This is a genomic window from Pantoea sp. MT58 (assembly GCF_014495885.1).
In the GTDB taxonomy this organism is placed as follows: Bacteria; Pseudomonadota; Gammaproteobacteria; order Enterobacterales; family Enterobacteriaceae; genus Pantoea; species Pantoea eucalypti.
The window spans coordinates 16,154-32,126 of record NZ_CP061084.1 but is presented as its reverse complement, the minus strand read 5'-3'; the positions used below and the strand labels follow the sequence as shown (position 1 = coordinate 32,126).

19 protein-coding genes and 1 pseudogene are annotated in these 15,973 nt (G+C 54.0%); 8 read left to right on the top strand and 12 right to left on the bottom strand.

Annotation, left to right across the window (positions count from 1 at the left end):
- Positions 1–3 precede the first annotated feature (3 nt).
- A complete protein-coding gene (locus IAI47_RS18995; RefSeq protein WP_008924486.1) occupies positions 4–696 on the bottom strand; it encodes an aspartate/glutamate racemase family protein in 693 nt (230 codons plus the stop codon).
- 67 nt (positions 697–763) lie between these two features.
- Positions 764–1,918 carry an MFS transporter gene (locus tag IAI47_RS18990; protein ID WP_008924485.1) on the bottom strand — a complete coding sequence of 385 codons (1,155 nt, stop codon included), beginning with the start codon at positions 1,916–1,918 and terminating at the stop codon, positions 764–766.
- A gap of 137 nt (positions 1,919–2,055) precedes the next feature.
- Between IAI47_RS18990 and IAI47_RS18985 the strand changes: the two genes are divergently transcribed.
- Complete coding sequence (locus IAI47_RS18985) at positions 2,056–2,571, top strand: MarR family winged helix-turn-helix transcriptional regulator (RefSeq protein ID WP_008924484.1); 516 nt, start codon at positions 2,056–2,058, stop codon at positions 2,569–2,571.
- On the opposite strand, the gene IAI47_RS18980 is transcribed toward IAI47_RS18985, so the two are convergent.
- Positions 2,568–3,170 (bottom strand): helix-turn-helix transcriptional regulator, encoded by a 603-nt coding sequence (locus IAI47_RS18980; RefSeq protein ID WP_008924483.1) that lies wholly within the window; start codon positions 3,168–3,170, stop codon positions 2,568–2,570. The two genes, IAI47_RS18985 and IAI47_RS18980, sit on opposite strands and share 4 nt — an antisense overlap.
- Positions 3,171–3,213: 43 nt before the next feature.
- Between IAI47_RS18980 and IAI47_RS18975 the strand changes: the two genes are divergently transcribed.
- From IAI47_RS18975 to IAI47_RS18965, 3 genes and pseudogenes are all read left to right on the top strand, one after another.
- Entirely contained in the window at positions 3,214–3,909 is a 696-nt protein-coding gene (locus IAI47_RS18975; RefSeq protein WP_008924482.1) for a B3/4 domain-containing protein, read from the top strand.
- Between the two features lie 115 nt (positions 3,910–4,024).
- The gene (locus tag IAI47_RS18970; RefSeq protein WP_008924481.1) at positions 4,025–4,345 is read left to right on the top strand and encodes a hypothetical protein; all 321 of its coding nucleotides are present in this window, start codon (positions 4,025–4,027) and stop codon (positions 4,343–4,345) included.
- A gap of 443 nt (positions 4,346–4,788) precedes the next feature.
- A pseudogene (locus IAI47_RS18965) lies at positions 4,789–5,748 on the top strand (DUF1173 family protein).
- 58 nt (positions 5,749–5,806) lie between these two features.
- Here IAI47_RS18965 and IAI47_RS18960 read toward each other — a convergent pair.
- Together IAI47_RS18960 and IAI47_RS22100 are read right to left on the bottom strand one after the other, a co-directional pair.
- Positions 5,807–6,034 carry an Imm74 family immunity protein gene (locus tag IAI47_RS18960; RefSeq protein ID WP_008924478.1) on the bottom strand — a complete coding sequence of 76 codons (228 nt, stop codon included), beginning with the start codon at positions 6,032–6,034 and terminating at the stop codon, positions 5,807–5,809.
- Position 6,035: 1 nt separating this feature from the next.
- Positions 6,036–7,097, bottom strand: coding sequence for a PAAR domain-containing protein (locus tag IAI47_RS22100; protein WP_008924477.1), 1,062 nt, complete (start codon positions 7,095–7,097; stop codon positions 6,036–6,038).
- 173 nt (positions 7,098–7,270) lie between these two features.
- Here IAI47_RS22100 and IAI47_RS18945 point away from each other — a divergent pair, with 173 nt between their 5' ends.
- Complete coding sequence (locus tag IAI47_RS18945; RefSeq protein WP_008924475.1) at positions 7,271–7,648, top strand: RidA family protein; 378 nt, start codon at positions 7,271–7,273, stop codon at positions 7,646–7,648.
- 25 nt (positions 7,649–7,673) lie between these two features.
- Here the strand turns inward: IAI47_RS18945 and IAI47_RS18940 are convergent, their stop codons facing one another.
- The 3 genes from IAI47_RS18940 to IAI47_RS18930 are packed head-to-tail and all read right to left on the bottom strand — an operon-like array spanning position 7,674 to position 8,892.
- Positions 7,674–8,201, bottom strand: a complete 528-nt coding sequence (locus tag IAI47_RS18940) for a DUF4865 family protein (protein WP_008924474.1) — start codon at positions 8,199–8,201, stop codon at positions 7,674–7,676.
- Positions 8,198–8,587 carry a tautomerase family protein gene (locus tag IAI47_RS18935; RefSeq protein ID WP_003848242.1) on the bottom strand — a complete coding sequence of 130 codons (390 nt, stop codon included), beginning with the start codon at positions 8,585–8,587 and terminating at the stop codon, positions 8,198–8,200. The genes IAI47_RS18940 and IAI47_RS18935 overlap by 4 nt, the downstream gene beginning before the upstream one ends.
- Complete coding sequence (locus IAI47_RS18930) at positions 8,587–8,892, bottom strand: carboxymuconolactone decarboxylase family protein (protein ID WP_008924473.1); 306 nt, start codon at positions 8,890–8,892, stop codon at positions 8,587–8,589. The genes IAI47_RS18935 and IAI47_RS18930 overlap by 1 nt, the downstream gene beginning before the upstream one ends.
- 96 nt (positions 8,893–8,988) lie before the next feature.
- Between IAI47_RS18930 and IAI47_RS18925 the strand changes: the two genes are divergently transcribed.
- On the top strand, positions 8,989–9,882 hold the full coding sequence (locus IAI47_RS18925; RefSeq protein WP_008924472.1) for a LysR substrate-binding domain-containing protein: 894 nt from the start codon (positions 8,989–8,991) through the stop codon (positions 9,880–9,882).
- Here the strand turns inward: IAI47_RS18925 and IAI47_RS18920 are convergent.
- From IAI47_RS18920 to IAI47_RS18910, 3 genes are all read right to left on the bottom strand, one after another.
- Entirely contained in the window at positions 9,836–10,423 is a 588-nt protein-coding gene (locus IAI47_RS18920) for a TetR/AcrR family transcriptional regulator (protein ID WP_008924471.1), read from the bottom strand. The two genes, IAI47_RS18925 and IAI47_RS18920, sit on opposite strands and share 47 nt — an antisense overlap.
- Positions 10,424–10,814: 391 nt before the next feature.
- Positions 10,815–11,369, bottom strand: a complete 555-nt coding sequence (locus IAI47_RS18915; protein WP_008924469.1) for a GNAT family N-acetyltransferase — start codon at positions 11,367–11,369, stop codon at positions 10,815–10,817.
- Between the two features lie 203 nt (positions 11,370–11,572).
- A complete protein-coding gene (locus IAI47_RS18910; RefSeq protein ID WP_008924468.1) occupies positions 11,573–13,126 on the bottom strand; it encodes a methyl-accepting chemotaxis protein in 1,554 nt (517 codons plus the stop codon).
- A 245-nt stretch (positions 13,127–13,371) separates the two neighbouring features.
- Between IAI47_RS18910 and IAI47_RS18905 the strand changes: the two genes are divergently transcribed.
- Complete coding sequence (locus IAI47_RS18905; RefSeq protein ID WP_008924467.1) at positions 13,372–13,989, top strand: pyridoxamine 5'-phosphate oxidase family protein; 618 nt, start codon at positions 13,372–13,374, stop codon at positions 13,987–13,989.
- 50 nt (positions 13,990–14,039) lie between these two features.
- On the opposite strand, the gene IAI47_RS18900 is transcribed toward IAI47_RS18905, so the two are convergent.
- The gene (locus tag IAI47_RS18900; protein WP_008924466.1) at positions 14,040–14,432 is read right to left on the bottom strand and encodes a VOC family protein; all 393 of its coding nucleotides are present in this window, start codon (positions 14,430–14,432) and stop codon (positions 14,040–14,042) included.
- Between the two features lie 288 nt (positions 14,433–14,720).
- Between IAI47_RS18900 and IAI47_RS18895 the strand changes: the two genes are divergently transcribed.
- Positions 14,721–15,914, top strand: a complete 1,194-nt coding sequence (locus IAI47_RS18895) for an MFS transporter (protein WP_008924465.1) — start codon at positions 14,721–14,723, stop codon at positions 15,912–15,914.
- Positions 15,915–15,973: the final 59 nt, after the last annotated feature.

The following is a 15,973-nucleotide window of genomic DNA, read 5'->3' as shown; positions in this document are numbered from 1 at the left end:
GCGTTAAGAGAGAGCCTGGAAAACGGCCTCTTCAGCATGGATGAGCGTAGTATCAAATAGCGGCACGCTGGCGTCGGTAGCGTCAACCAGCAAGGTAATTTCGGTGCAGCCCAGAATAATGGCCTCGGCCCCTTGTGCCACCAGCCGCTGCATGATCTCCCTGTAACGACGACGCGAGGCGGGATTGATTTCACCCAGGCAAAGCTCCTGGTAAATCACCTCGTGCACAAACAGGCGATCCGCTTCATCAGGCGTGATCACTTCAAGACCGAACTGCTCATGCAGTCGTCCGCGATAGAAATCCTGTTCCATGGTGAATCGCGTTGCCAGTAACCCGACCTTATGCACGCCAGCCTGCTGAATACGCCGTCCGGTGGCGTCAGCAATATGCAGTAGCGGGATGTCTGTGGCGGCGCTGATTTGCGCGGCCACTTTATGCATGGTGTTGGTACAGAGTACGATGAATTGCGCACCCGCCCTTTCCAGATTACGTGCTGCATCAGCCAGTATCTCGCCCGCCTGCTGCCACTCGCCCGCAGCCTGAAGTTGCTCGATATGCTGGAAATCAACACTATAAAGTACCAGCTCCGCCGAGTGCAGACCGCCCAGCCGCTGTTTAACCTGCTGATTGAGTATTCGGTAATAGAGTGCAGTTGACTCCCATGACATACCGCCTAACAAACCAATAACTTTCATGCTGCACTCCTGATTCAACGTTTTACTCTCAGCATGCCAGATTGCCATTGTTCGGCAACGGATTTAATCAGGCTGAGCTGTTCTGCGGCCTGAATCGCCGGGCAATCAGCATTAACACCATCACGCCAGCACTCATGATCACCCAGGCCTGCGTCAGTGATGCACCACTGTCGCGCACCCAGCCGGCCACCAGCGGCATCAGTGCTGCAATCAGGTATCCGCCACCCTGAACGCGTGACAGCAGAATGCCTGCCTCTCTGGCGTTGCGCGCATGATCCAGTGTGACAATCAGTGACAGCGGAAAGAGTGCGCCGATTCCTGTACCCAGCAGCAACACAGAGAGTACCGGCATCGTGTTCGGGTAGAACACCAGACTCAGCAGCCCCGCCAGTAACAATGTCAGCACGCCAAGCAGCAAAGGACGGCGGTCGGAAAAGCGATGTAACGTCGCTGAGACAATAAATCCTGCCACCACTTCGGTTAAGGTCAGCGCGGCGAGCAGATATCCGCTATGACGCGCACTCCAGCCCAGCTGTATATAGAATGGCGGCAGCCAGGCCAGTACCAGCGTGTAGGCCCCGGTGCCAATGCCAAAAAAGAGCATCAGTAGCAGTGTGCGCCGCACAGGCAGTATCGCTTCATCAACCGCTACACTCACCGGCGACGACCGCCTGACCGAGGACAGCCAGATTAGCAGCGTCACCAGCGCTAATCCTCCGGAGAGTGCCAGCGCGGGTTGCAGGCCCAGCAGGGTAAAAAGCGGCTCAGCACTCGCCGCAGTCAGTGCCGCACCCGCCATAATGCCTGTGCTGAACAGCGCCATCAGCGTCGCCGCGGCTGCTGTAAAGCGTTGCCGAATCAGGGCAGGCATCAGCGCCTGAATGACACCAATTCCTGCGCCACCCGCCAGCGCAGTGAGCATCAGCTGAGCAGAGGTCAGGTTAACCCCGCGCCACAGACAGGCCGCCGTCAGAAGAAGCAAACCCGAGGCGATGCCCATCACCGGCCCAATACGGACGATCAGCCACGGCCCGGAAAGTGCCGCCAGACCCATCATCGCCACCGGCAACGTGGTCAGAAGACTGAACGAGGTAGCTGACAGTCCAGCCTGCTGTTGCAACACCGGAAACAGCGGGCCGATAATAGCCAGCATCGGACGCAGGTTTAGCCCGATAAGAAAGACGATCACAGCAAACAGAATGGGGAAGAGATTATTTTTCATCGTTGACACTCTGACAGAGGATTGACGATGACAGCATTGGGCTGCCACCATTTATCTTAACGTTAAGATAAATATCCCGCCTTGTTAAGAGGTGCAGCACAACCCGACAACATAACCCCAGCATTTACAGGTGATTTATGCATGACCATATTGATTTCGTTGTCAGCCAATGGGACAACGCGATGCCTGATCTTGATGCTTCTTCCATGCGCATCTTCGGCAGAGTGTTGCGTCTGATGAAACATCTGGCGAAAGCGCGCAGTCAGGCACTGGAGCCGTTTAGTTTTCAGGAGGGGGAGTTTGATGTACTGGCAACGCTGCGGCGGGCGGGCTCGCCTTATCGCTTGTCGCCCACGCAACTTTATCAGGCGCTGCTGGTAACCTCCGGCGCGATGACAAATCGGCTGAACCGGCTGGAACAGCAGCATCTGATTGAACGTGTGGCTGCACCGGATGATAAGCGCAGCATGCTGGTTGGGCTGACCCCGCACGGGCAGCAGCAGATTGAGGATGCACTTCGTGTCCACACCGCCACGCAGGCGGCGGTGCTGGCGCCGCTGGACGCATCAGAGCGTGCCGAACTGGAGAGGCTGCTGAAAACGCTGCTGCTGGCGTTTCCCGGCGAAGCTATCACTGCAGACGAGCGTTTTTAGCGCTGCAGTTCGGCCACCGTCATGGTGAAAATAACCGGCTGGTGATCGGCACTGGCATAAGAATGCGGCATATCTGTACGCGCCACCGCCGCACACCCCTGCTGCACGACCATTGTCTGCTCACCCACGGTTAATGCCAGTGTGCCCTGATCGACGTGCAGCAGTTCAAGCGTGCCCAACGAGTGACCCGTGGAGCTGAAAACCTCGCCCGTAAACATTTTCCAGCGCCATAACTCAATCATATCGGGTCCGCGTGTCCCCGCCAGCAGCTGCGCAGTTCCGCCCTGCTCACCCTGCCACAGCACGGGCATTTCGCTGTTCTCAATCAGCCAGGCGTCAGGTGCATGCGAGACATTGACGATATCCGCCACCGAGACACCCAGTGCGGCAGCCACTTTGCAGAGGATGGCAATGCTGGGATTGGCGGCGCCTTTTTCAATTTCAACCAGCATCCCTTTACTGATCCCTGCACGATGGGATAACGCATCCAGTGAGAGTTTCTGGCTTTTACGCCATCTTTTGATGCTCTCTGAGACAGCCTGATTAACACTGGCAACATCAGCGCCCGCATCGGTCGTTATATTGACTTTTTTGGTCATCGGTCATTACTATGGAATAAATTAGTCAATGAGAGAGTATCCGATGTTATCTGTTCATCCGTCAATCGATCCCGCGGTTCTCGCGCTCGCCCCCGGCTTTCGTGCCATGAGCATTGTGGTAGACGCTACGCCGATAACACGACCTGAGGTCGCCAGCGAAGCATTGAAGAGTGCCTGCCAGCAGGTGTTGCAGGAGGATGTGGCCTGGGCAGATGCGCATCTGGCAGCCTGGGCCGAGGTTTTCAAAGCCTTTGGTGCTAAAGCGAAACGCACACCCTGTTCTGCTGAAGCATTGCGCAAGCGCGTGCTGCGGGATGGCGCATTGCCTGCTATCGATCCGGTTGTCGATCTCTACAATGCCATCAGCATTCGCTACGCCCTGCCAGTTGGAGGCGAAAATATTGCGGCTTATATTGGTGCGCCACGTCTGGTGATTGCTGACGGCAGTGAACGGTTCGATACCGTCAAAGAGGGCGAGGTGGTTGATGAGTCACCAGAACCCGGCGAAGTGATCTGGCGAGACGATCAGGGCGTAACCTGCCGCCGCTGGAACTGGCGTCAGGGTGTGCGGACCAGACTGGATGCCAGTGCACGCCAGATGTGGTTTATCCTGGAAAGTCTTCCGGCTATGCCGCTCATTGCGCTGCAACAGGCCAGTGACGATCTGATCTCGGGATTAGAGCAGATGATGCCAGGGGCACAGATCAGTGCAACGCTGATCGACGCGCCAGCCATCTGAACATTGCCCCAACACCGGTGATGCAGGGTTAACGTTGGCCAGAATCTGTGGCAGGATACGCGCCCTGCGTCTGGCCATACCCGGCTGACTGAACTGCATACAACCGGTGACTATAATGGCTAAAGTAAAATATATTCTCCCGCTGCTGCTGATCCTGGCTCTGGCTGGCTGGTGGTTGATCCCGCACGACAGTGAGGAGGATAAAGCGTATTACGTCGCGGTGTTCTGCGCGATTGATCATCACAGTGCACAGCCGCTCGATACGCAGATGCGCAACGTGATAGAAGGCGGCAATTCTGACTATGCGCTGCAAAAAGTGACTTATAAGCCCTCGCTGGGAAATCGTGTGATTGGCCGCTGGCAGCAACTGACGACGGATGATCAACAGCGCGCCGCCCAGGATAATGCAGCGTGCCAGCAACTGCTGACGCGCTGATTTCCGGCGGAGGTGTTTATCTGATGAGGCAAATTATTTCGCGCGGGCCATTATTATGGCCGCGCCCGTCCTGGCATATCCTTCAACACCAGAGATCACCGCAGATCTTTTATCTACGGTTGTTGGCAGGATTACATTAAAAAATTGTGTTAAACGATATCGATGGCGCTGAAAACCGTATCAATATGGCGGCATACAGTTTCACCCATAAACCGGTTGTGGCCGCGCTAGTAGGCGCGAAAAATCGCGGTGTAACTAAGCGGGTAATTGTCATTCTACGACTGAGTAGCCTTAACGCCATCGTGCACAATAAATTCATGGGGGTTGACGATAACACTGTCCAGACGAGTTCTTTTCACTACACCTCTTCAGCAAAAAAACTAATGCCGGAGTGCGCTGATTATCAGAGGTAACTTATTCATGAATAAGCAATATGAGAATGAATTTGCACGATTGTCGTCAGACTGCCCACGGGCCTCCAGAAAAAGGCCCCTTCTGAAGTAAAACCGGCTGAAAACGTTTCAGGTAATGAGCCTGTAAAACGCACACGGCGGCCATCGATGAGCCTGCTGGGGCTTCTGCACCTGTTGTGGGAACAGTCTGGTATCAATGTCTGGCACCCTGCTTTCGATAAAAAGAAACGCACTCCTGGCTGGGTGAGCTGGCGCCTGCAGCAGACGGCTGCCCGTATTCGTATTGGTCGCGTGCCACTGGATGAATCCCTGCTGCTCATGGCCATGAAAGATACGCCTCAGGTTAGCGTTAACCGGGAACACCTGAGGGAAGCTGAAAAGAACATAAGGTGACTAATCGTCATTTCTGTGCTGGCTGGCTGGAGTGAAGCCGGTGAAGCACGGCTGAAGACTATGCTGCCGCTGGGGCTGTTTTCTGGCTTTCCTGATCTGGTTCTGCCTGAAGCCGTTCGTCACCGCCTGGAGCGGAGCTTCAGCCGCGAGCTGGGTGACTGGCGCCGGGGAATGAAAGTCGTGGTTATCGCTGAAACGGAGCCGCCTGAAACGTCGTTCAGAAAAGTAGACGGGCGTAACCGGCCGTCAAGCTGCAGTACCGTGCTCGATGTGGCGCTGATGACGGTCAGTCCACGCTTCATTCCGCTCGATTCAGGCTATGAGGCGGCTGTCGAAGACAAACTGTGGAAGGAAAAACGTGCCTTCATCAAGCCTCTGCGCTACGACGGAGAGGAAGACGTCTTCCCGGACTTCGTTCTGAAGGACGTGAAAGGCGTGGATGCGCTGCCGATGGAAGTGTTCGGCATGAACACACCCGAATACCTGCAACGTAAACAGGAAAAAACTGCCCATTATGATGTGGAATACGGTCAGAGCCGTTGGTGGTACTGGGAGGCAGCAGGCAGAAAGGAAATGCCACCATTCCCGGATGTCTGAAAGTCCTGGCGGGAGTGAGACGAGAAGGTGATTAGCAGGTCACCTTCACTGTGAAGATTTAAACAAACTTCAGGACCATATGAGATCCCTGAGTTTTTTTGACTGCTTCGTCAATATAGTGCTGACGAACAGCATCAGTTACGGGTTCACTTTCGTAGGGGGGTTCAAATTGTTTCATTGTACTTGTTTCAGCCACGAAACCACCCACGACCATTTCACCTTCTGCCCTGATTTTCTTTCCGTCTATATCGAGCATCACATATGAACTGGTGCCTGTAATTTTCATATCAGTTATCCCTTACAAAAATGACTTTTTCCGTCTGCGATACCGGATCGATTGTAGTGATTTTCGTGACGTTATCATTGCCCATCAGGCGCGGTAACTCAACGTTTTCCCATATATTACCTTCACGCAGCGACTGTCCCACGACGGCCCTGACTTCTCCTGATACCTGTTTAGCATAGGACGCGGAGACGTCCTCCCAGGCCTTGATGCTCTGGGGGTTATCGAAATCCCATTCAGGCATTTTAATGTTTTTATCCTTGATTGTGGATTCGAGCGTGACTCCGCCCCGGGACTTGGCTATGCCCTCTGCGACATCAGGGCCACCGACACCTTCAGTCCGTCCTGACCAGAAAAAGGCACTGTCCGGATCGGTCGCCAGCTGAGGTTCTATTTCTTTCAGGTTGATGAGGCTCTTAGGCGTGTTTCGCCACGTATTGAAGGCTGCGCCTCCTTTTGCGCCGGCAAGGCCGCCTGCAAACGCACCGCCCAGCGCAAGCCACTTCTGACCGTCAGAGCCCTCTCCCCATAATTTCCCGCCTATATAAGCACCACCATAGCCTCCACCCAGTCCTCCCGCAAAACCAAGCAGGGCTATCGCCGGCCCAGCCAGGACAGCTGTGGCAGCAAGGCCTACGCCAAGTAGTACTCTGTCAACCCAGTCCGGAATTTCCGGACTGATTGCGTCAGTCTGCTCTTTACTGCCACCAATAAAGACGTTGGGTGAGCCGTCACTGATCACACCGCTGCATGCCAGGCGATCTCCCGTCCGTGCAGCAGGCAGTCCGTTGATGTAGACGCGTGAAGACCCTTCTGCCACGCGTTGCAGGGCCGGACCGTGTTCGTCACAGTCACCCACGGACATATGCGACATCACCGCCGGCCTTCCATTAATAAACACATTTGATGAACCTGTGACCAGATGGCCGGTTTCGTGGTGGGGTGCCCATGACATGCTGCCAAGAACTTCTCCCAGCCCGCCACCACCTGCAGCACCGGCGACCGTTGCCGCCAGGACGATAGTTATAAGCCTGACGGCAGAGCTTATCGTTTTTCGCGCCACCACTGCGTGGTCCCCGCAGATAAAAAAACATTGCCGGACTGAAGCTGACCTAAACAATCACCCAGAGAAAAGATGAAAGGGGTTATTATTCGATTGTCGACCCTGCTAGCAATTGCTGACGCACTGAGCAATAGCGGGCGTTATTATCTGTTTGTGAAAATAGTGAAGGAGGAAATATGACCCAGCCAGAACGCAAAAATTACGCAGAACTGGGCGAAGTAAAAGCACCTTATGTGCATGCCGTTAAGCATGGCAACACGCTTTATGTTTCAGGGCTGACTGCGGCTGGCACACCCGCTCAGCAGGGCGATATGGCTGAACAGGCAGAAGCTATTTTTGATCAGCTCAGGCATATTACCGCCGCAGAGCATACCTCGCTTGCCGCATTGCTCAAGGTCACAATATTTATCACTTCTTTCACTGAGATCACCGCGCTGAGGGAAGTACTTTATCGTAATTATGGTGGACATCTGCCTGCCAGTTCGCTGGTCCAGGTCAACGGCCTTTTCTCCGCTGACCTGCGCATTGAGATCGAGGCCATTTTTGCCCTCTGAGTAACAGGCATCAGGCACCCGAGTTTTACAGCTGAAGATCAGCAGCAGCGGAACCCCGCGCCAGATAACCGATGCGGTAGACCTCCTGTTGTTCTGCGGAACGCTGCTGTGACGCGTCAATGCTTAATCCCTGCCAGCGGGTCACATCCCAGGCACTTAATCCTGCCGTCAGTGGCACTGTAGTCAGGTCCGAATGCCGGGGGATCGTCCAGCGATTCAGCGTCATAAACCGGGCGTCGGCCAGATTCGGAAGATGGTTCTGTCCTTCCAGTGCCAGCCAGCTTTCGATGATCGGCCAGCCAAAATCTCTGACCAGCGTCGCGAAGCCAGGACTTTGCAGGAAACGCTGCATACCACTCGCCTCCCGCCAGAAATAGATGGGTGCATAACAGTTTTCATTCAGTCCGCCATCATCACGGCAGGCCCAGAGATACGCCTTCGCCACCAGCCCCGGAAAGCCATCCAGCCGGGCACCGTTTAGCCTGATGCGCTGTTCAATGATGCCCATATCGTAGTCCGCAGGCAGGGTAAAACGGTAGTGCATGATGATCATAACGCCTCCTGTGCCAGCATCCGGCCACCGCTGAAGCTCCACTCTTCGGTGCTGTTGAACTGAATAATGATCATGACATCATCGGGATCGATCGCCATTTCCACCTGCAGCGCCGCACAAAGGGCATGATAAAACCGTTGCTTCTGATCCCGGGATCGCGGTCGGCCTGCTGTCACTTGAAACAGCACGAAATTGTCGCTGCGCCCGCCACTGAGATAGTGAATATCAAATACCCGCTGACAGGCTGGCAACATCTCAATCACCTGAAAGCAATCATGCTCAGGCACGTCAAACTCCGTCACCAGTGCTTTCTGGAGTAATGTTGAAATCGTATTCAGTGCCGCATCGCTGTAGCCCTGACGCAACGTGATTCGGGTGAATGGCATCAGCAGTTATCCTCCAGATAGCCCAGCGCGGTGACGGCGGCGGGCCAGCCAGCGTAAAACGCCAGATGTGTAAAGCTCTCCACCAGCTCATCCTGTGTCAGCCCGTTCTGACGGGCAAAATCGATATGCCACGGCAGCTGCTGAACGCGCCCCATCGCGGTTAACGTTGCCAGCGTCAGCAGGCTGCGCTCACGTGGTGACAACAGATGACGTTGCCAGATATCACCAAACAGCAGCTGCTGTGCCAGTTCGGCCAGTTTTGGCGCGCGTTGCGCCAGTGTTTCCCGATCCAGTGAATTTTTCATTGCACACTCCTCAGTGGTCAGAGAGAGTGTTATTCATAGTCTCAATCCTGAAAATCAAATTAATTAGCATTCACCATCCGCGTTTACAGGACGATAATGAATAAACTACCAAAGTCACTGGATATGGATGCGCTGCGCAGTTTCGTTGCTGGAATCGATGCTGGCAGCTTCGCGCTGGCAGCACAGCATCTCTGTCGATCAACGTCGGCTGTCAGTGCGCAGCTCAAGAAACTGGAGCAGCAATGCGGCACGGCACTGGTGCTGAAAAAAGGGCGGCATCTCCAACTGACACGAAGTGGTGAACAGCTTATGAGTTACGCCAGACGGCTGCTGTCACTGAACGATGAGGCATTGCGGGCGGTGAAGGGCGAGGCGTTACAGGGTGAAATACGTATTGGCATGCAGGAGGATTTTGGCGAGGCGTTGATGCCTGCCATTCTCGGCGCATTTAATCGCCAGCATCCGGAAGTGAGGCTGACCGCTCGCGTCGACAGAAATCAGCCGCTACACACGGCGCTGGCGCGTCATGAGCTGGATTTGGCGCTGCTCTGGCAGGCGGAGCAGCAGACTGGCACACAGTTGATTGGTCAATGTCCGTTAGCCTGGATTCAGCATCCGGCATTTGATCTGGCAGGGTTTCTGTGGCGCGGCGAAGCGCTGCCGCTGGTGGCATTTGATGCGCCCTGTGTGATGCGAACGCGCGCCACCCAGGCACTGGATAAGGCAGGCATTCCTTGGCGGATCGTGTTCACCAGTCACAGTCTTAGCGGGATATGGGCGGCAGTTCAGGCCGGGCTGGGTATAACCCTGCGCACCCGCGCAGGTATGCCAGAAAAGCTGGTGACGGAGTCACACCGGTTGCCACAACCCGGCTATCTGGGAATCGCGCTGGCCCGCTCAGATCAGGGCAACGATCCGGCGCGTATGCTGCTGGAACATCTCATCACGGAAGCTGCCCTGCCCTTTGTTCAGCGCCAGAGGCCTGACTAAATGCCTGCTGAATCAGCGAAGAACAGTAGGCGGATGAAATATCGCGATCACCGAACAGAATGTGGAACATAACGGGAGCCACGGCCACATCAACCATGCGATCAACATCAAAGCCGGGTTCGCCACGTTCACGTGCGCGGATGTTCAAAGTTTCCAGATGCTGATAGGTGAATCCACAGCACTTCTGGCTGGCTTCTTCAGCATGACTGCCGATCACATCGGCTAGCAGTTCACGACCGACTTTAGACGACATCTCTTCAGCGTATTGCTGGAGGAACAAAGTAAGGTCGCTGATCATCGATCCTGTATCTTCCGGTTCGGCGATTGGCCGCATCCGCGCTACTGCGACATCTGCCAGCAACTGGGCCAGATCACCCCAGCGTCGATAAATTGTAGAGGGCGTTACGCCTGCCTGTTCGGCGATCATCGGAACGGTAATAGCCGAACGGTCAACGGTTTCCAGTAATCGATTGACGGTGTTATGCACCTCTGCCTGAATACGTGCGCTGCGCCCACCCTGACGAATCATTTCCCGTGCCATCTTTCTCCCGCTTTTGTCAGTGATAACGTCACAGTTAAAGCAACAAAATTGCGTTAACGGAATTTGACAGTGTACCGCATCTCAGGCTGAACAGGCGTTAAAGTGTGCTATCAGGCGAGGTCTTATCAGGGCTGAATTTTACTCAGGACTGAACTGACCGGTTCTGTATTGAGATGGGACGATGAATTATCCGATGCTCCTATCCATAAAAGACCGACTGCCATTACCGCTGAAATAAAAATTGTTCGAATATCCATAAATCCTCCCCGGAATAAGGTGAATAAAATAATTCATGCTGCGGAGAGTCAATCGCGGGATTAGCGGTGCTTTAAAGACGCCAGATACGAAAAGATGGCGCAGATTTGACCACGCCCGGTGATATAAAGAAGAATCAGACAGGTTTGGCGACAGTGTTGCCCGCCGCAATCCAGTCGGATCGGCTGAGGGTATACATCAGGCTGGCAGGCAAGCCCTCTGCATCCTCGACTCTTTTCAAAAAGGTTAAGCCCGCTTTCTCCAACACCCGCTGTGAAGCCAGGTGGTTTTCGCGCGTTACACCGGTGATAATGCTGAGTCCGGCTTCCTCGAAGCCATAACGAATAGCTCTGCGGGAAAGCTCTGTGGCATACCCTTTTCCCCAGGCCGCGGGCTCAAACCGGTATCCGAGATTATTGGTCTGACGGCCATCGAACTGGCTTCGGAATACCCCACCAAAACCAATGATTTTTTCCGGATGCGCTTTTTCGAATATCGTCCAGTCGCCAAAACCCTGGTCCCGATAACTCTCCTGTATACGCTCCATAGTCTGCACAGCATATTCCCTGTCAGGCCAGGGACCTCGTGGATTAAACCTATGCGTCTCAGGGTCACCATAGATTCTGAAGAGGTCGTCAAGATCCTCACGTAGGGTAAATCTGTAAAGTAATCGCTCTGATTCCCAGACCATCCTGCGCTCCTTTTAGGTACTGATCAGATACCCTTTTATAGCAGCAGCCCTTTCTGAGACCAACTTTTACGACGCTTCTGTGCCCGATAAACACGCTGAGTTGTGGCCCGACTGAGGCGAGCACGCTGGATCGAGGCCGTTAATCTGCAATAAAAAAAGGACGCGCCTGTTGCTCGCGTCCGTTTATTTGTTACGCCTGACAATTAAGCTGCACTGTGAACACGAAACGAATCGACCATGCCACGCAGCGCATGGGCCTGTTCAGAGAGCGATTGAGACGCTGACGAAGACTCTTCCACCAGCGCGGCGTTATTTTGCGTCACGCCATCCATCTGACTCACGGCGATGCTGACCTGAGAAATGCCCTGCATTTGCTCAGATGAGGAGAGGGAAATATTATCCATCGCTTCAGCCAGTTCACTTACCATGCCGACAATCTTCAGAATGCTCTGGCCGGTTCCGGCTGCCACCGAGACGCCCTGCTCTACCTGACCAACAGTCTGCTCAATCAGTGATTTGATATCCCGTGCTGCGGTCGCGCTTCGCTGCGCAAGGGAACGGACTTCACCCGCCACAACCGCAAATCCACGTCCATCTTCTCCCGCCCTTGCGGCTTCAACGGCCGCGTTCAGTGCCAGGATGTTAGTCTGGAAAGCGATACCTTCGATTACGCTGGTGATATCGCGAATTTTTGCAGCACTGAGTGAGATACCATTCATGGTCTCGGACATCTGATGAACATCATTTTCACCGCTGCGTGCCAGTGATGCGGTTTCACGGGCCGAGCCTGCTGTCTGCTGTGCACCCAGCGTATTACTCTTCACCGTGGCGGTAAGCTGCTCCATGCTGGCAGCCGTTTCCTGCAATGCCGCCGCCTGCTCTTCAGTGCGCGAAGACAACTCGCTGTTGCCACGGGAAATCTCATCCGCCGCCAGCGCAACAGAGCCTGCAGATTCTTTGATGCGGGAGACCAGTTCACGCAGATTGGTCTGCATACTATCCAGTGAAGCCAGCAGGCTTTGGGTATCACCGCGACGCAATGCCACCGTCGTCGTAAGATCGCCAGAGGCGATAGCGGCAGCAAGCACCTGAGCCTGAGCGGGTTCACCGCCCAGTTGACGCATGAGCGTGCGGACAGTGAACAGACAGGTCGCCAGAGCCAGCAGGATGGAAATGCCCGCCAGAATCATCAGCGTGAAGCCGGTACGCGCCGAGGAGTCGCTGCTCATTACCACCGCTTTCTGCCCCTCCTCACTCTGGATCGTTGAAAGGGTATTAAGTGCATCAAGCAGAGTACGCTGTGCGGGGCGTGTCACCGTCAGAAGATAGGCAGTAGCTTCCTGCGACTTATTCTCCAGCCCCAACCGGCCAGCCTGCTCAAGTGAGTCGAGTGTCGCTTTTTCGGCAGAGAGACTTTTATCGAAAGCCTGGCGCGCAGCGGGAGTCGCATCATCCATCATGCGGGCCAGTTTCTCACGGTTAGTGATATAAATTTCCTTTTGGGCCAGTAACCGTTTCCATTCCGGCTCCATTGCTTTGGTATCGTTCAGTAGCGCCATGTTGCGCACCGCAATGCCCATGTCACGCAAGCTGCCGCGCATGTCGAGTACCATCTGATAGCGTTTCATCTTTACATTGACCACATCATTCATGCCATTACGGGCACTGCTGAGGGCATGTAACGCAATTCCGCTGCAAAGAATAAACAGCAAAATGAGCAGGCCAAAGCCGGTATACAGTCGAGTTGAAATTTTCACTGGCGAGTCTCATGAACGGTTGTAATAAGGTTGTAATGTATTCCTGGTATCGGCAGAGAAGGGAAAACATGTAGACACGACCGGTATTAAATTATTTCGTCGCTGACACTACGGCACGTATCGGTTTATTATTCCTCGGCGATAACCGGACTCTGTGACGCGTTTCAGACGTTAGCTTCATGCTTAAGATCTGTGTCGTATCGTCGTGAGTATTCTGGAAATTTATCAATGAAAGGACGATGAAAATGGCTGAGCAGCACAACATCATCACTGAACTGACTGAACTTGAGCATCTTTATGGGTCGGTTGCCAGGCCCTCAATTGCTAAGGTGACCGATCATATTCACCCCGCCTATCGGCCTTTTATTGCTGCCTCGCCTTTTGTCGCGCTGGCAACGTCCGGGCCGGAGGGTCTGGATGTTTCTCCCCGCGGCGATCCGGCAGGATTTATTGAAATCGACGATGAAAAAACCCTGCTGTTACCCGACAGGCGCGGCAACAACCGCATCGACAGCCTGCGTAATATTCTGCATGACAATCGGGTCGCGTTGCTTTTTCTGATTCCTGGTATTGGTGAGACATTACGTATTAACGGCACGGCGGTGATCAGCACCGATCCGGCGCTATTTGAGCGCTTCGCCGTCAACAACCAGCGCCCCAAAACGGTGTTACGCATTAGCGTGGAGAGTGTTTTCTTTCAGTGCAGCCGGGCGATTATCCGCTCCGGATTATGGGATGCCGAAACGCAAATATCCCGCCAGTCACTGCCCAGCACCGGCTCAATCCTTAAACAGATTGCAGAAATTGATGGCGATGCCTACGACAAAGCACTGCCTGAACGCCTGAAGAACACACTTTATTGAATGCTGTTCAGGATCAGTAGATCCTGTCAGTAAGCCAGGCAGCGATGGCGTCATACCAGGTCCTCAAGGATCTGCTTTGCATCAACGTAGTCGTATGAGGTGATTTCAATTTTATTATCACTGGGATCGCGAAAATAGACGGACATCGACACAGCGTGGTCACTGACGGTGAATGGGATCTTATTGTCTCTGAGAACAGGGATGAGTTCGCTAAATGAGGATGCTGCCACGCCAAAGGCCACGGTGTGACCGGGTAGCTGAGTGCTTCTGAGAAAAAGAGAGAGTGATGCCCGGTTATTCCTTATAACCAGCGGTCCACCCTGTTCGAACCAGAAATAAAGTGCATTGTCGCGGGAAAAGCCCAGGATCTTGTTATACCACGTCTCTGCCTGCTCAATATTTTCAACGTAAAGATGAATATGGTCGATCTCAGCTATTTTCATTACTCTGACTCCCTGATTATTATTCGCAGAAAGACTCGACTAAATGTTGTTGTAAAACAACTCGCAAAACTAAAAATGACTCATTGATGAGCGTCATGAAACTGGATTTTTCGACGCTATATTGCTGCTGGCAATACAATGTGCGCTCTCAACACGTCCTGATCCTCAAAAGCACACAGGCACACCCTGGTAACGATCGCAGGAATCGTTAAAGCAAAGATATTGCATTAAGACGCGGGTAGTCGTATACCTTAGCAAAAGCTAATATTTTGCATTAAGGTTATTTTTATGAATCCTGCATTGACACCTCAGGCCGCAACCCGGACCACGCTTTTTAGTTTTACCGGTGCGGCATTGATTTCAGCCACCAGCAGTGCGCCCACGCCACTTTACCCGCTTTATCGCAGCCTGTTTGACCTCACGCCGACCATGCTGACGCTGATATTTGGCGCTTATGCTTTCGCGTTGCTGGCAGCGCTACTGACGGTGGGTAAAGTGTCAGACTTTACCGGCCGCCGTCCGCTAATGCTGATGGCGCTGGGGATCAATGCGGTTGCGCTAGTGATCTTCATGACTGCCAGCTCTGCCACAACCTTAATTGCTGCCCGGCTGGTGCAGGGCTTTGCTACCGGTATCGCCTTGCCGACCTTTGGAGCCAGCCTGATTGACGCCAGTAAAACCCGCGGTCCACTTCTGAACTCAATTACCGCCTTTCTGGGAATGACGCTGGGCACGCTGGCAGGGGGAATCCTGGTCACTTTTGCGCCCTATCCTACCGTGACGCTCTATGCGCTGCTGCTATTACTGATGCTGGCCGCAATTGCACTGTTACCGCTGATACCTGAAACGATTGCACCCCAGCCTGGCGTCCTGGCCGCACTGCGCCCTCAGGTCTGCATTCCGCGACGCGCGCTGGGGCCTTTGCTAAAAGTGACGCCGGTTAACATTGCGACCTGGATGCTGGGCGGATTTTATCTGTCACTGATGCCCACGATGGTCGCGAACGCAACAGGCCTGACATCGCCGTTTATTGGTGGCTCGATTGTGGCGACATTGATGCTGAGCGCGACGGCTGCGGTGTTCATTTTTCGTCTTTTACCCGCCGCACGAGCTTTAGTCATTGGTACAGTGATGCTGATGGCGGGTGTCAGCGTAACCCTGACGGGCCTTTCTCTGCATAGCGTGGTCTGGCTTTATGCGGGCACCGCCATTGCGGGTCAGGGTTTTGGATCGATTTTCGCCAGTGTGCTGAAGATCATTATGCCGTTAGCCGAAAGCCATGAGCGTGCCGGGCTGTTCGCCGCCTTTTTAATAAAAAGCTATCTTGCCTTTGCCCTGCCTGCTATTGCCGCAGGCATTGCTGCACCCCATATCGGCTTGAATCAGACCGCATGGTGCTATGGCATGACGATTATTGTGCTGGCGCTGGTGTCGCTGCTGGCTGTCAGAGGTCGCGATCCGGCCGGCGCGGCCAGTTCCTGACGCCCGCGGCGGTAAGATGTCTGCCTTGTCGTCCTGAAACCGTGATTTTCACTTACACT

What these genes read in the sequence shown, in the direction of transcription:
- IAI47_RS18995 (WP_008924486.1), bottom strand. Translation starts at nt 696, where the DNA reads ATGAAAGTTATTGGTTTGTTAGGCGGTATGTCATGGGAGTCAACTGCA.
- IAI47_RS18990 (WP_008924485.1), bottom strand. Translation starts at nt 1,918, where the DNA reads ATGAAAAATAATCTCTTCCCCATTCTGTTTGCTGTGATCGTCTTTCTT.
- IAI47_RS18985 (WP_008924484.1), top strand. Translation starts at nt 2,056, where the DNA reads ATGCATGACCATATTGATTTCGTTGTCAGCCAATGGGACAACGCGATG.
- IAI47_RS18980 (WP_008924483.1), bottom strand. Translation starts at nt 3,170, where the DNA reads ATGACCAAAAAAGTCAATATAACGACCGATGCGGGCGCTGATGTTGCC.
- IAI47_RS18975 (WP_008924482.1), top strand. Translation starts at nt 3,214, where the DNA reads ATGTTATCTGTTCATCCGTCAATCGATCCCGCGGTTCTCGCGCTCGCC.
- IAI47_RS18970 (WP_008924481.1), top strand. Translation starts at nt 4,025, where the DNA reads ATGGCTAAAGTAAAATATATTCTCCCGCTGCTGCTGATCCTGGCTCTG.
- IAI47_RS18960 (WP_008924478.1), bottom strand. Translation starts at nt 6,034, where the DNA reads ATGAAAATTACAGGCACCAGTTCATATGTGATGCTCGATATAGACGGA.
- IAI47_RS18945 (WP_008924475.1), top strand. Translation starts at nt 7,271, where the DNA reads ATGACCCAGCCAGAACGCAAAAATTACGCAGAACTGGGCGAAGTAAAA.
- IAI47_RS18940 (WP_008924474.1), bottom strand. Translation starts at nt 8,201, where the DNA reads ATGATCATCATGCACTACCGTTTTACCCTGCCTGCGGACTACGATATG.
- IAI47_RS18935 (WP_003848242.1), bottom strand. Translation starts at nt 8,587, where the DNA reads ATGCCATTCACCCGAATCACGTTGCGTCAGGGCTACAGCGATGCGGCA.
- IAI47_RS18930 (WP_008924473.1), bottom strand. Translation starts at nt 8,892, where the DNA reads ATGAAAAATTCACTGGATCGGGAAACACTGGCGCAACGCGCGCCAAAA.
- IAI47_RS18925 (WP_008924472.1), top strand. Translation starts at nt 8,989, where the DNA reads ATGAATAAACTACCAAAGTCACTGGATATGGATGCGCTGCGCAGTTTC.
- IAI47_RS18920 (WP_008924471.1), bottom strand. Translation starts at nt 10,423, where the DNA reads ATGGCACGGGAAATGATTCGTCAGGGTGGGCGCAGCGCACGTATTCAG.
- IAI47_RS18915 (WP_008924469.1), bottom strand. Translation starts at nt 11,369, where the DNA reads ATGGTCTGGGAATCAGAGCGATTACTTTACAGATTTACCCTACGTGAG.
- IAI47_RS18905 (WP_008924467.1), top strand. Translation starts at nt 13,372, where the DNA reads ATGGCTGAGCAGCACAACATCATCACTGAACTGACTGAACTTGAGCAT.
- IAI47_RS18900 (WP_008924466.1), bottom strand. Translation starts at nt 14,432, where the DNA reads ATGAAAATAGCTGAGATCGACCATATTCATCTTTACGTTGAAAATATT.
- IAI47_RS18895 (WP_008924465.1), top strand. Translation starts at nt 14,721, where the DNA reads ATGAATCCTGCATTGACACCTCAGGCCGCAACCCGGACCACGCTTTTT.